General features: G+C 67.7%; 12 protein-coding genes. All 12 read right to left on the bottom strand.

All coding sequences use genetic code 11. The annotated features are described in order from the left end of the window. Nucleotides 1-869 precede the first annotated feature (869 nt). The 12 genes from gspD to gspE all read right to left on the bottom strand — a co-directional run bounded on the left by gspD (nt 870) and on the right by gspE (nt 13108). Nucleotides 870-3128, bottom strand: coding sequence for a type II secretion system secretin GspD (gene gspD / locus LG3211_RS18690; protein ID WP_057944148.1), 2259 nt, complete (start codon nt 3126-3128; stop codon nt 870-872). Between the two features lie 9 nt (nt 3129-3137). After that, nucleotides 3138-3929 (bottom strand): hypothetical protein, encoded by a 792-nt coding sequence (locus LG3211_RS18695; RefSeq protein ID WP_057944149.1) that lies wholly within the window; start codon nt 3927-3929, stop codon nt 3138-3140. Next, nucleotides 3919-4590: a type II secretion system protein GspM gene (gene gspM, locus LG3211_RS18700; RefSeq protein WP_235113805.1), complete on the bottom strand. Its 672-nt coding sequence runs from the start codon at nt 4588-4590 to the stop codon at nt 3919-3921. The genes LG3211_RS18695 and gspM overlap by 11 nt, the downstream gene beginning before the upstream one ends. After that, complete coding sequence (locus LG3211_RS18705) at nt 4580-5752, bottom strand: PilN domain-containing protein (RefSeq protein ID WP_083512655.1); 1173 nt, start codon at nt 5750-5752, stop codon at nt 4580-4582. The genes gspM and LG3211_RS18705 overlap by 11 nt, the downstream gene beginning before the upstream one ends. Beyond that, nucleotides 5749-6678 (bottom strand): type II secretion system minor pseudopilin, encoded by a 930-nt coding sequence (locus LG3211_RS18710; protein WP_057944150.1) that lies wholly within the window; start codon nt 6676-6678, stop codon nt 5749-5751. Before LG3211_RS18710 ends, LG3211_RS18705 begins: the two co-directional genes overlap by 4 nt. Continuing rightward, the gene (locus LG3211_RS18715) at nt 6678-7325 is read right to left on the bottom strand and encodes a prepilin-type N-terminal cleavage/methylation domain-containing protein (RefSeq protein ID WP_057945588.1); all 648 of its coding nucleotides are present in this window, start codon (nt 7323-7325) and stop codon (nt 6678-6680) included. The genes LG3211_RS18710 and LG3211_RS18715 overlap by 1 nt, the downstream gene beginning before the upstream one ends. Nucleotides 7326-7393: 68 nt before the next feature. After that, complete coding sequence (gene xpsI, locus LG3211_RS18720) at nt 7394-7876, bottom strand: type II secretion system protein XpsI (protein WP_083512656.1); 483 nt, start codon at nt 7874-7876, stop codon at nt 7394-7396. Continuing rightward, nucleotides 7873-8307 (bottom strand): type II secretion system protein XpsH, encoded by a 435-nt coding sequence (gene xpsH, locus LG3211_RS18725; protein WP_148649010.1) that lies wholly within the window; start codon nt 8305-8307, stop codon nt 7873-7875. The genes xpsI and xpsH overlap by 4 nt, the downstream gene beginning before the upstream one ends. Nucleotides 8308-8458: 151 nt before the next feature. Next, a complete protein-coding gene (gene gspG / locus LG3211_RS18730) occupies nt 8459-8893 on the bottom strand; it encodes a type II secretion system major pseudopilin GspG (RefSeq protein ID WP_057944152.1) in 435 nt (144 codons plus the stop codon). Between the two features lie 346 nt (nt 8894-9239). Then, on the bottom strand, nt 9240-10457 hold the full coding sequence (gene xpsF, locus LG3211_RS18735; RefSeq protein WP_057944153.1) for a type II secretion system protein XpsF: 1218 nt from the start codon (nt 10455-10457) through the stop codon (nt 9240-9242). Nucleotides 10458-10496: 39 nt separating this feature from the next. After that, a complete protein-coding gene (locus tag LG3211_RS18740; protein ID WP_187313052.1) occupies nt 10497-11282 on the bottom strand; it encodes a DUF4333 domain-containing protein in 786 nt (261 codons plus the stop codon). A gap of 89 nt (nt 11283-11371) precedes the next feature. Continuing rightward, a complete protein-coding gene (gene gspE, locus LG3211_RS18745; protein WP_148649220.1) occupies nt 11372-13108 on the bottom strand; it encodes a type II secretion system ATPase GspE in 1737 nt (578 codons plus the stop codon). Between the last annotated feature and the right edge of the window lie 138 nt (nt 13109-13246).

The following is a 13246-nucleotide window of genomic DNA, read 5'->3' on the forward strand; positions in this document are numbered from 1 at the left end:
GGTGATGGCGGCGTCACCGGGACGGCGCGGCAAAGGCGGGGCAGCGCGCGCCGTCGATTCGCCCCTTTGAAAAAGGGGGCGGGCGCCTGCGAGAGCGCGAAGCCTGGATCGATTGCAGTTGCTGGAGGATTTGGCTCTTTGCCGCGGGGCGTGGCGATGTGCTGGTAAAAGCGAATCCCCCCTGCCCCCCTTTTTCAAAGGGGGGAACAGCAAAGGCGCCGATCCTCGCGGACAACTGCGCGTCAATTCGCCCCCTTTGAAAAAGGGGGCTGGCGCCTGCGAGAGCGCGAAGCCTGGATCGATTGCAGTTGCTGGGGGATTTGGCTCTTTGCCGCGGGGCGTGGCGTGGCGATGTGCTGGTAAAAGCGAATCCCCCCTGCCCCCCCTTTTTCAAAGGGGGGAACAGCAAAGGCGCCGATCCTCGCGGACAGCTGCGCGTCAATTCGCCCCCTTTGAAAAAGGGGGCTGGCGCCGGCGAGATCACGAGGCCTGGAGCGACCGCAGGCGCCGGGGGATTTGGCTCTTTGCCGCGGGGCGCGGCGATCTGCTGGTAAAGGCGAATCCCCCGTGCCCCCTTTTTCAAAGGGGGGGAACAGCAAAGGCGCCGATCCTCGCGGACGTCAGCGCGCGGCAATTCGCTCCCTTTGAAAAAGGGGGCTGGCGCCGGCGAGAGCGCGAAGCCTGGATCCACCGCAGGCGCCGGGGGATTTGGCTCTTCGCCGCGGGGCGCGGCGATCTGCTGGCAAAGCAAATCCCCCGGCCCCTTTTTCAAAGAGGAAGACAGGAAAGACGGCTCTCCGCAAAAAAACGAGGCCGGCAATGCCGGCCCCGTGCGTGGTCGCCCCGATCGCGTCGCAGCGTGAGGGGCTTTACTTCTTTTTCTTGGAGTTGAGCGGTTCCATCGCTCGGAACCGGCGGCTGTATTCGTCGGTCAGGTCACGCGATTCCTGCGGGTTGCGCACCAGGGTCGGCGTCAGCAGGATGATGGTCTCGCGCCGCTGGGTACTCGAACCCTGCTTGCCGAACAGGCCGCCGAGTACCGGGATGCGGCTCAGGCCCGGCAAGCCAGTCGAGGTGCGATTGGTCGTGTCGTTGATCAAGCCCGCCAGCATCACCGTCTCGCCGCTCTGCACGGCCGCCTCGGTCTTGAGCTTGCGAGTGTTGATCGAGACGTTGGTGGATGTATCGCCCTGCGCGCGCGGCACCGCCGAGCTGACCTCCTGCACGATGTCCATGAACACCATGCCGTCGCGGCTGACGCGCGGACGCACCTTTAGGATCACGCCGGTGTCGAGGTACTGCACCTGACTGTAGGTGTTGCTGTTGCCGGTGCCGGTGTTGACCGACACCGATTCGATCGGAATGCGCGTGCCGACGTTAAGCGTGGCCTCGGCGTTATTACGCACGAATACCGACGGCGTCTGCAAGATGTGCACGTCGGTGACAGAATCCAGCGCGGTCAGGATCGCCGCAGCGTTGTTCTTGATCAACGACCACGACAGGCCGTCGCCGCTCTTGCCGCCGATGCTGCCGGCGAGCGTGCTCCATTTCGGCGGAATGCCGGTCGGGGTGCGATCGGGATTGCGCGAAGCCAGATTGCCCAAGCCGTTGTCGATGGTCGCGCGATCCAGGAACCACTGCACGCCGTAGCTCAGGTCGCCGCCGAGCTGGACCTCGGCCACCTGCGCCTCGATATGCACCTGCATCGGCATCACGTCGAGTTTTTCGATCACGTTGCGGATCGACTTCCACGCCTGCGGGCTGCTGCGAACCAGGATCGAATTGGTTTCCTCGACCGCGGCCACACCGACCTTGCTGCCGTCGATTTCCAGCGTCACCGCGCCGTTGCCGGATTGACGCGAACCCAGTGAAGCGCCGTTGCCGAGCCCGCCGCCGCTGCTGCCGCTTGAGCCGCTGTCGCCGCTGTTCTTGCCGATGTCGGCGCTGGATGTACCCGAACCATCGTCGCGCACTTCGGTCGATTCCAATCCCGGCATCAACGAAGGCGCGCCGTCGCCGCCGCCCGAGCTGCCGCTGCGGCCGCCGAACACTTCCGACAATCGATCGGCCAGATCCTTGGCCTTGATGTACTTGAGTTCCTGCGTATACAGCTGGACGTTGTCGCCGGCGCTGTCGATGCGATCCAGCCAATCCTTGATGTCGTCCAGATAGTCGGCCTGCGGAGTGATCACCATCACCGCGTTGGCGCCGTCCAGCGGCATGAAGCGGAACATGCCCGAGACCGGCGACTTGCTCTGTTCGCCGAACACTTTTTCCAGGTCGGCCACGACCTTGCTCGCCTTGCCCGACTGCAGCGGGAACACGCCGACCGACATGCCCGACAGCCAGTCCACGTCGAACACTTCGATCGTGCGCAGATAGTTTTCGAGTTCGGCGCGAGTGCCGCCGACGGTGACGACGTTGCGCGAGTTATCGACGTTGACGATCGCGTTGGGACGCGCGTACGGCTTGAGGATCTTCTCCATCTCAGTGGCCGAGATGAACTTCAGCGGCACCGTGCGCACTTCGAAGCCGCGCGCGTCCGCGGCCGAACCGGTGCGCGGGGCGACGTTGCCCGGCAGCGCCTGATCGGCCGGCACGATGTTGTAGCGCCCGCCGCTGTAGACCAGGCGGGCGTTGTTCCAGCTCAGCACCATCTCGAGCAGGTTCAGCGCTTCGGCCGCGCTGACCTGCTTGGGCGTGGCCAGGGTGACGGTGCCCTGCACGCCCGGCGCGATCACGTAGTTCTGCCCGAGCATGTCGCCGAGGATGGCCTTGACCACCGCGTGCACGGACTCGCCTTCGAAATTGAACGAAGCGGTGCCGGTGGTGACCGGCAACCCCGGCGGCGGCTTGACCGCGGCGCCGCGGTTGATGGTCTGGCCGGTGCCGCGGCGGATCTGCGCCTTGGGACCGTCCTCATCGCTGGTGCCCTCCAGCGGCTTTTGTTCGACGCCGTTGTGGATGAGCCGCGCGCCGGCCTGTTCTTCCTTGGACCCCTTCAGGGCCTGCGGGTCGCCGTTGCGCTGGACGCGTGGCGACATCACGCTGGCGCACGAGGCCAATTGCGAGGCGATGATCGCCGCGGCCAGTGCATGGGTGGCGTATTGCTGGGGACGTAGCTTCATGCGTTCACTCTACGGCGTGTTGGCCGGGGGTTGAGCGGCTTGTTGCTGCCGCAGTTGCGCGCGACGCGCCTCGATCCGCTTGCGGATGGCTTCCATCTGCGCCTGCTCGGTGAGCGGCGCGGATGCTTCGGTTGATGCGGGTTGCGGTTGCGGCGTGGGCGGTGGCGGCACCTGCGAGACCTGCGGCGAGCGGTTGGGCATCGGCGGCGGCGGGATCGGCGGGATCGGACGCCCGACCGGCTGCGGGCCCGCCGCGCCGGGCGGTGCCGAGGTGGACGCGGTCGGCGGCTCGCCGCCCTGGCCGTTGAACACGCGCAGGTCGAGTTCGCGCCGGCCTTCGGGCCCCTCGAACACGGCATGGCGCGGCTGCAGCGAGGTCAGGCGCCAGGCCGGATGCGATTCGGGCACCTCGCCCAGCTTGACCCGCACCGACTCGCTGCCGTCGGCCGGTTGCAGGAAGGCCATCGACAGCTGCGGAGTCAGGATCACGCTGGTCAGCAGGTAATCGAACGCGGCCGCCTGGTTCTCGCCCTCGCCCTTGCCCTGCATGAAGAACGGCTTGGGCCGGCGGTCGTCGACGAACAGCGGGCGCGAGGCGATTTCACTGTACTGGGTGAGCGGGCCGAGGGTGTCGGTCGGGTTCTTGCGCACCTGCGGCAGCGGTTTGACCAGGCTGGGGTCTTCCGGCAGCGCATCGACGCTGCGGCCCATGCCGGCCAGCGCCAGCACCCAGGTCAGCAGCGCCCAGCCGGCCACGGTGGCCAGCAGCCAGGTACGCGGGCTGGCATCGTTAAGGCGCATTGGCGGCTCCCGCGGCAGGGGCGGCGGGCGCCGCGGCCGGAGCCGGGCCCGGACGCAGGTAGCCGTACAGGTCGAAGCTCACGTCCAGGCCGCCGTCGTTGGCCGGTCCGGCGGTGCCGGGCACGAAATAGCCGCGCGTGGACAGCAGGTTGAGATTGCCGACGAACAGGCGCGGCGAGCCGCTTTCCAGCGAATGCAGCACCGCCGCGGTTTCCGGCGCGCCGCAGCGCAGGCGCACCTGCACCACGACGCGGGCGTAGCGGTCGCGGCGCGGCTCGGCCAGCGGCGAACGGTTGACGATGCCGCAGCTGCGGTTGCCGGGGCTGGCCTGCAGCACCACGGTTTCCAGGCGCTGAACCAATCCGGCCGTGGCCAGTTCGGCGGTGGTTTCGGGCAGGAAGCCGGGGCGGGTTTCCTGCTGCTTGCGCACCTGCTCCAGGCGCTGCTTGATCTGCGGCGCCTGCTTGAGCTCCATGCGCTGGCGCAGTTCGCGCTCTTGCAGGTCGTGAAGGTTGTCGCCGGCCTCCAGCATCGGCACCGTCCACCACGGGTGGATCAGCACGGCGTAAGCGATGCCGAGCGCGGCAAGCAGCAGGCCCAGCGCGAGCCAGCGTTCGCGATCAGCGGCGAGGTTGCGCAAGCCGGACAGATTAGGGGCCACGCGCGGCCTCCGGGGTCTGCGCCTTGGGCGGGCCGATTTCGGCGGTGAGGGTGAAGCGGTCGCGGCTGGTGGCCGGGTCGGGCTGGACCGCGCCGGTCAACGCCGGCGAGCGCCACAGCTTGGTGCCCTGCAGCTTGCCGATCAGCGACGAAGCCTCGCGGCTGAGACCGATCATGAGCAGGCTTTCGTCCTCGATCGCGAGTTTTTCCAGGTAAGTGCTGTCGGGCATGCGCCGGCTGAGTTCGTCGATGATTTCCACCGTGCTCGGACGCGCGGCGCGGGTGCGGTCGAGGAAGGCCTGGCCTTCGATCAGATCGACCATCTGCTGGCGCTGGGTCGCGGCCTGGCGCGCGGCGCTGGCGTTCTTGGCGATGGTCTGCTTGAGGGTCACGATCGCTTCGCGGCGGTTGTCGAGTACCTGCCACATCGCCGCGGCCAGCGCGAACACCGCGACCGCGGCCAGGGCCAGGTTCCAGAAGCGGAACGGATCGCTGCGGGTGCGGCGCTGGGCCGGCGGCAGCAGGTTCACGCCCAGCGGCACGCCGTCGCCACCGGCGACTTCGATGCCGGCCAGGGTCGAGGCCAGCGGGCCGATCGCGCTGAGCTGCGGGTCCAGCGACTGGCGCGGCACCGCCACCAGTTCGGCGTCGAGCTGGCCGTCGCTGTCGCGGCGCCCGATCACGCGCGCGTCGAAGGCGACCGCGTCGGCGGTGAATGGGGTCTGGCGATCGATCTCGAAACCGACCACGTCGCGCAGCCGATCGGCCGCCGCGGCAGGCAACGTCAGACGCCTGCGCAGACTGGCGGCAGGCGGCAGCAACAGCCAGCGCGGCAATTCAGCCACGCGAGGCGGCAGCAACGGCGCCAGCGGGTCGGCGACGACCGCGTCGCCCGCGACGTTCAAGTCGGCCAGGCTGGGCAGCACCGCCAGATCGCGGACCTCCAGGCCCTGTTGCAGGCGCAGATGAACCTGATCGCCATCGACCTGCAGCAACAAGCGGCCGCGATCCACGCCCAGCGCCTGGCGCGCGCGCAGCGGCAACCATGAGGCGAGGGTTCGTCCCCACCATGAGAAAAAGCCGCCCGCCCCGGGTGCAAGCCGCGCGCTCAGACTTCTCAACCGGTTGTTACCCAACCGGCCTTCGGCAACCTGCGAGTTCATCGTGATGAAGCTCCCTCCTCCCAACGTAGCGGGGTGTACGGCAATCCTGGAACTGCCCCCCCTCCCGCTCGCACGACCACCCGCAAAACCGATTCACGGCCATCCGCTAGCCGTGCACGGCTGTCGATACTATAGGTGCCGCTGCGTTCGCCGACGAGACCGCCGACGCCGCCGCTGCCGTCGGCACCCGGCAATTGTGATCCCGGCTGGTTTCTTTCCCGCTGTTGTACCAGCTGGCTTCCGTTCAACCCCATAGCATCCAGCACTTCCTTTGATGCGAACGCCTGTTCCGGCCGGGTGCGGCCGCTGTAAACCGTGACGTGGGGCGCGATCCGCGCATACAGCTCGGGGGTGAAGCCCAGCACCTGTTCCAGTTCGGCCACGCTTTCGAACTCCGCATCCTTGGCGCCGTAGGGCCGCGAGGCCGACGAATAATCGGCATCTTCCGCGCCGCCGGAGGGCTGGGTCAGCGTATCGGCGTCGCGCCAGTCGATGATGGCGCCAGCCAGTCGCGCCGCTTCGGACTGCTCCATCTTGCCCGCGCCCTGCAGCAGCGCGGTCAGCAGCGTGGCGTCGGCCTGGTTGAGGTCGATCTTGCCGTTCTCATCGACGATCTTGATCTCCAGCTGCGCATCGGCATAACGCCAGCGATGCGGGCGGCCATCGGGCTGCCACTGCAGTTTCTGGTCGGTCATCGCCACCCGCGTCAGCGAATACTCCATGCCGGCGCGCGCCGCGTTCTGCGCGACCAGGCCGCGGACCATGACCCGGCCCTGCAGGTTTTCGGTGCGCGCAGTGAGCGAAAAGGCGCCGATCAGCGCCGTCAGCAGCGCGATCAGCCACATCACAAGCAGCAAGGCCGCGCCGCGTGCGCGGCTGCGCGGACGCGGGCGAATCATGGCGACGGGAGTGGAATGCGCGCGCATCACAGCTCCGGCACGAAGCCGTTGGAGGACGCGCTGGCCAACGGCAGCGACACCACCAGCGGCGGCCAGTTGCGGCCGTCGCGATCGGTCAGGGTGACCTCCACGAACAGCGGCAGTTGATCGGGCTGCTGCCAGCGTTCCTGCCAGTCGCCGAGCCCGCCGCGCTGCGGGTCGATCGCGCGATAACGAAAACGCGCCGACTTCAAGCCTTCGACCAGCAATTCCGGCGGCCGCTCGCGTTCGTCCTTGATGGTCTCGCCGGCCAGCACCATCGACAGCGACAGCACCATCCGCGTCTGGTCGCCGTCGTTCTCGATGGCGAAATCGTGCAGATACGGGCCGCCCTGGCCCAGGTAATCCGGAAGGTCGGCGACGAAACGCAGGCGATCGGGCTCGCCGACGAAGCGCTGCGGCACCGCCGTGCTCTGGTCGAAAGCGAACGGGATCGGCCGGGTCGCGGCGATGCGCTTGCGCAGGAAGCCTTCGACCGCGCGCTCGCGTTCGCTGCGTTGGGCCAACAGCTCGCCGCGCGAAGCGGTCTTGGTCGCCGCGGTCAGCGTCGCGAAGGCCAGGGCCAGCCCGGCGACCAGCAACACCATCGCCAGCAGCACTTCGATCAGGGTGAAGCCGCGCGCCGCGCGCGGAATTGCACGCAGCACGCGGCCGCGGTTCGTCGCGACACGTTTTTTCACGCTGCGCATCGCCATCGCGCGACTCACAGCGACACCTCGTTCGACGCCGTGCTGCTGCGCAAAGTGCGCAGGAACAAGCGCCGGCTCGGGCCGCCGTCGCCCCACTCCACCGCCAACTGCACTTCGAACAGGCGCATGGCGTTGGGGTCGATGGGCTGGTTGGAGGCCGGCAGCGAATCGCGCCACTGGGTGATGCCCAGCGTCCAGCGGTAACGGCCGTTCTCGAAATCGCCGCTGCGCTGGCCCGGCTTGAGCGCCTGGCCGACGCCGACCTGATCCATCAGCGATTGCGCATACAAGGCGGCGCGGCCGGCGTCGCTGGACCAGCGCACCTGCTTGGCCGCACCCGACAAGGTGCCGAGCAACAAGGTCAGCGCCATCGCCAGCAGAGCGAAGGCGACGATGACTTCCAGCAGCGTGTAGCCGCGCTCGCGCGAGGACGGTGCGCGCCGCAGCGCGCCGAGGCGGCGCCGCGACGGCGCCGGTGTCGTGCCTGGCGCGCTCATCGCGGCGCCTCGCCGCGCTTGAGCTTGACCTCGCCGGTCAGCCAGGCGACATCGACGTTCCACGCCGCCTGCTTCGCGCTGAGCTTGACCCGGCCGCCGGTGGAGGCGCCGTCGGAGAAAAACATGATCGCGCCTTCGCCGCGGCGCGGTTGCACTTCGCGCGCGCCGGTGAAGATCAGCCCGATCGACTTGGGAATGCTGCCGCTGCGGCCGTTGGGCGCGGTCCAGGTGTGGGCGCCGGGATCGAGGGTGAATTTCTGCGAGCGTCCGGTCGCGATCGCCTGACTGCGCGTGTAGCGTAGTTGCGCGGCGATTTCCTTCGACGCCGAGCGCAATTGCATGCCGGCGATGCCGCCGGTCAAGGCGGCCACGGTCAGCACGCCGATGGCGGCGATCAGGGCGATCACCAGCAGCATCTCCAGCAAAGACATGCCGCGCTGGCGGACGCGCGCGCGCGCGGGCCCAGGCTGCGTCGCGGCCTGATCTCCTCGCCCTCCTCGGGCGGAGGGACTGTGCCGCGAACGCATCATCGATTACCGACCTCGCTGGGGCCTGATCTGCCTGGCGTGTTTACCGCCGGCCTCAGTTGTTCTTGATATCGCCGTCCACGCTGCTGCCGCCGGCCTTGCCGTCCTTGCCGTAGCTGACCAGGTCGTAGGGACCGCTCTCGCCCGGCTGGCGGTATTCGATCGGATGGCCCCACGGATCCTTGAGCTCGACTTCCTTCGCATACGGGCCGAGCCAGCCGCTGGCGTCGGCCGGCTGCTTGACCAGTTCTTCCAGCGTGCCCGGCAGGCGGCCGGTGTCCATCTGGAACGAGTCGATCTTGCCGGCCAGCGTCTGCACCTGGCCCTTGGCCAGGTTGTAGTCGCCGCGATCCTTGCCGCCGAGCACGCGGTTGCCGACGAAGGCGAGCACCGCGCCGATCAACACGATCACGATGATGATCTCGATCAGGCTCATGCCGCGCTGGTGGCGGGGGGACGGGGAGCGGGTCTTGGAGCGGAGGTTACGCATCGTCGTCGTCATCCGTAGAAAGTGGGTTACAGGTTGATGCTGAGATGGGGCGCGGCTTCGGCGGGGCATGGCGCGGCCGGCCATGCCGAAGCCTCAACGTTCGGCGGGCAGAAACGGGGTTGCAAGGATTCTGTTCCGCACCGATTGCCAAAGTTCGCTGAAACCCGCCGTGCGCGCGAGTCGGTACAGCGGGCGTTCAAGGCCGCTGGATGAACAGGCGCAAGGCTGCGGCGCGGAGCGGTAAATACCGGACAGGCCCGGCGCGGGCCGCCCGTCGCGGCGTCGCGATGCGGCCGGGGCTGGAGGTTCTTCGCGGCGAAGGGATGCGGGCGCGGTTCGATCATGATCAACCGATCGAGTTAGTGAGGTCGTACAGCGGCAACAGCACCGCCATCACCACCGTGCCGACGATGCCGGCCAGGACCACGGTCACCACCGGCACCAGCGCGGCGAGCATGCGGTCCAACGCCATCGCGGTGTCCTGCTCGAAGGTCTCGGCGGTCTTCATCAGCATCGCGTCGAGCGCGCCGGATTCCTCGCCGACCTGGATCATCTGCATGGCCAGGCGCGGGAAGCGCTTGCCCTTGGACAGCGCGGTGGACAGCGCCACGCCGTTCTTGACCTCTTCGGCGGCGGCATCGACGTCGGCGGCCAGCACGCGGTTGTTGAGCACGTTGCGGCCGATGCCGATGGCGGTCATCAGCGGCACGCCGTTGCGCACCAGCGTGCCCAGGGTGCGCGCCAGCCGCGCGGTTTCGATCTTGCCGATCAACGGTCCGACGAATTTGCGCTTCAGCAGCCACGCGTCGAGCGCCTCGCGGAATGCCGGATCGCGGCGCTTGCGGTCGAACCACAGCACCGCCACCGCCGGCACCGCGATCAGCAGGATCCACCAATTGCGCACGAACATGCCCGCCCACAGCACGACCTGGGTGAACATCGGCAGCTCGGCGTCCAGGCTTTCGTACATCGCGCCGAACTGCGGCACCACGTAGCCCAGCAGGAACATCAGGCTGGCGCCGACCATGCACAGCAGGATCGCCGGATAAATCAGGGCGTTGATCACCTTGCCCTGCAGCAAGCGGCTGCGTTCCAGGTAATCGTCCAGGCGCGACAGGGTTTCGTGCAGATTGCCGCCGGCCTCGCCGGCGCGGACCATGTTGATGTACAGACGCGAGAACGTGCCGTGCTGGCGCTCCAGCGCCACCGACAGCGAGGTGCCGCCGCGCACCGCATCGCGGATGTCGGCGACCGTGCTCTTGGCCGCCTCGTCCTCGGGCAGGTCGAGCAGGATGGTCAGGGCGCGATCCAGCGGCTGGCCGGCGCCGAGCAGGGTCGACAGCTGCTGGGTGAACTGCACCAGCCGCGCGCCGGTGAACGGCTTGGGCTTGAACAGGCCCTTCCACGACGACGCCCCGCCCGCTTCCGAGGCCAGCTTGGCCTCGACCGGCAGATGGCCTTGTTCCTGCAGGCGCTGCACGACTTCGGCGTTGCTCGCGGCCTCCATCTGGCCGTCCAGCAGCTCGCCGCGCGCGTTCAGGGCTTTGTAGTGGAAAAGGGGCATTCGCTGGGGTCGGCTGGGCGTTGGGTCGGTTGGAGGGCGTCAGTGGCGGGCGCTGTCGGGATCGAGCTGAAATTCGAAGTTCTGCATATGGGTTTCAGGATCGCGTTGCGCGGTCTTCACGGTCAAGCCGACGCGACGCGCGCTATCGACGACTGCGACACAGCGCACCAAGTCGCCGACCTGCTCGCCGAGCGGGCCGTCGCATCGCACCGACTGCGCGCTCAGCTTCGCCCGTTCGTTCAAGGCCGCCTTCAAGCCGGCCTGCAAGCGCTCGCGGGTGATGCGGGTGGTGATCTGATAACGCATTTGCGAGACGTCCTCCCCCACCTCGACCACCGTCAGCCCGACCGATTCGGTCTCGCCCGACGGCGAAGTCGCCACGCAGTCCATGCGGCGGCCGACCGGGCCGGTCAGCGAACCCGGGCACACGACCTTGGCCGCGGCCGAACCGCCCTTGGCCAGGGTCTGCGCAATGGTGTCTTCCAATTCGCGGGCCGTGACGAACGAGCGGACCTCGCGCAATTCGTATTGCAGCAGCCGGCCCTGGCGGTGTTCGCTGGTGAATCGGTAGTGATAGCGATCGCCGGCGGCCGAGACCACCGCGCACTGCACCGTATCGCCCGACGTGGAGGTGAGTTTGCGCGGGCACGACACCGATTTCGGCGGCGGCAGTTTCTGCTCGGAGATATGCGTGCGAATGCGTTGTTCGAGCTGCGGGGGCTTGAGCTGCGGCGGAAACCAGCGGTCCATCGCCGCCTCGCACCCGGTCAACGACACAAGCGCGGCGGCCGGGCCCGCCCACTTCATCCATCTGCGTCCGTGCATGGCCTGTTTCATGTCGAATGTTTCATCGCGCGCGCGCAAGGTCCGGGCGCGGCGGCGCGCATGCGCCTGGCGTCGCGGGCCGCCGGGGCTCACGCATCCTCGGTTACCCGCAGCACTTCCTCGATCGTGGTCAGCCCGGCCATCGCCTTGACGATGCCGTCCTCGTACATGGTGCGCATGTTCGCGGTTTCGCGCGCGATCTGCTCGATCTCGCCCATGCCGGCATGACGCATCACCGCGCGGCGCAACTCGTCGTTCATGACCAGAAATTCCATGATCGTGGTGCGGCCGTGATACCCGCTGGGCGCCAGCGCCGACGGACGCGGCCGGTACAAATAGATCTCGCCCTCGGGCTGGTAGCGGCGCAAGTTGAACTTCTCGATCTCTTCCGGCGACGCGGGGTATTTCTCCGCATGCGTCGGCTCCAGCCTGCGCACCAGGCGCTGGGCGAGGATGCCGTTGATGGTCGAGGTCAGCAGGTAGTCTTCCACGCCCATGTCGAGCAGGCGGGTGATGCCGCCGGCGGCGTTGTTGGTGTGCAGCGTGCTCAACACCAGGTGACCGGTGAGCGCCGACTGGATCGCGATCTTGCACGTCTCCAGATCGCGCATTTCGCCGATCATGATGATGTCCGGGTCCTGGCGCACGATCGAGCGCAGGGCGTGGGCGAAGTCCAGGCCGATCTGCGGCTTGGCCTGGATCTGGTTGATGCCCTCGATCTGGTATTCGACCGGGTCTTCGACGGTGATGATCTTGACGTCGCTGGTGTTGAGCTTGCTCAGCGCCGTGTACAGCGTGGTGGTCTTGCCCGAACCGGTCGGGCCGGTCACCAGCATGATCCCATGCGGCTGATCCAGCACCTTCTGGAACTGCGGCAGGAATTCGTCCGTGAAGCCGAGCTTGTAGAAGTCGAACACGACCGTTTCGCGATCGAGCAATCGCATCACCACCGACTCGCCGTGCGCGGTCGGCACCGTGCTCACGCGCAGGTCGAGTTCCTTGCCCTGCACGCGCAGCATGATGCGGCCGTCCTGCGGCAGGCGGCGCTCGGCGATGTTGAGCTTGGCCATGATCTTGATGCGGCTGATCACCGCCGCGGTCAGGTTGGCCGGCGGGCTTTCGCCCTCGGTCAGCACGCCGTCGATGCGGTAGCGCACCTTCAAACGGTTTTCGAACGGTTCGATGTGGATATCGGAGGCGCGCAGCTCGACCGCGCGCTGGATCACCAGATTCACCAGGCGGATGACCGGCGCTTCGGAGGCGAGGTCGCGCAGATGCTCGACATCGTCCATATCGCCGGCGCCTTCGCCCTCGGCGGTCTCGACGATCGCGCCCATGGCGCTGCGGCCCTGGCCGTGCCAGCGCTCGATCAGATCGCCGATCTCCGAGCGCAGCGCCACATAGGGCTTGATCTCGCGCTGGGTCGCCAAACGCAGCGCGTCCATCTGATAGGCGTCCTGCGGATCGGCCATCAGCACTTCGACGTGGCGGTCGCCCTCGCCCACCGGGCAGATCGCGAACTGCTTCATGAACTTCAGAGTCAGCGCCACGCCCTCCGGCGGCATCTCCGGCGCGTCCTTGATGCTGACCAGCGGCAGGTCCAGCGCGGCGGCGACGGTCTCGGCGTGATCGCGCTCGGAGACCAGGCCCAGCCGCGAAAGCAGCGCCAGCAGACTGCCGCCGGTTTCCTCCTGCAAACGCCGCGCGCGCGCCAGGTCGGGCTCTTTGAGCCGGCCTTTGGCGAGCAGCGCATCGACGATGCGCGTGTCTACCGCCAACTGGATGTCGCCGCTGCTTGCCGCGGCGGTGTTGACGGACGGATCGATAGTGGTGGCTACTGCGTTCACGTCACCCTCCTGCGCGTGAACCCTGGACTTTAGCAGTTTCGTTCGCGGTCTCTACCAGACCACGGCGGATCGATTCGGTTCCATAGACGATGGCGGCATCGGCGAATCCACACGAGC

The sequence above is a fragment of the Lysobacter gummosus genome, from assembly GCF_001442805.1.
Taxonomy (GTDB): domain Bacteria; phylum Pseudomonadota; class Gammaproteobacteria; order Xanthomonadales; family Xanthomonadaceae; genus Lysobacter; species Lysobacter gummosus.

Coding starts and splice junctions, on each gene's coding strand:
- gspD (WP_057944148.1), bottom strand. CDS start 3,128: ATGAAGCTACGTCCCCAGCAATACGCCACCCATGCACTGGCCGCGGCG.
- gspG (WP_057944152.1), bottom strand. CDS start 8,893: ATGCGTAACCTCCGCTCCAAGACCCGCTCCCCGTCCCCCCGCCACCAG.
- LG3211_RS18705 (WP_083512655.1), bottom strand. CDS start 5,752: ATGAACTCGCAGGTTGCCGAAGGCCGGTTGGGTAACAACCGGTTGAGA.
- xpsF (WP_057944153.1), bottom strand. CDS start 10,457: ATGCCCCTTTTCCACTACAAAGCCCTGAACGCGCGCGGCGAGCTGCTG.
- LG3211_RS18740 (WP_187313052.1), bottom strand. CDS start 11,282: ATGCACGGACGCAGATGGATGAAGTGGGCGGGCCCGGCCGCCGCGCTT.
- LG3211_RS18695 (WP_057944149.1), bottom strand. CDS start 3,929: ATGCGCCTTAACGATGCCAGCCCGCGTACCTGGCTGCTGGCCACCGTG.
- xpsH (WP_148649010.1), bottom strand. CDS start 8,307: ATGTCTTTGCTGGAGATGCTGCTGGTGATCGCCCTGATCGCCGCCATC.
- LG3211_RS18710 (WP_057944150.1), bottom strand. CDS start 6,678: ATGCGCGCGCATTCCACTCCCGTCGCCATGATTCGCCCGCGTCCGCGC.
- xpsI (WP_083512656.1), bottom strand. CDS start 7,876: ATGAGCGCGCCAGGCACGACACCGGCGCCGTCGCGGCGCCGCCTCGGC.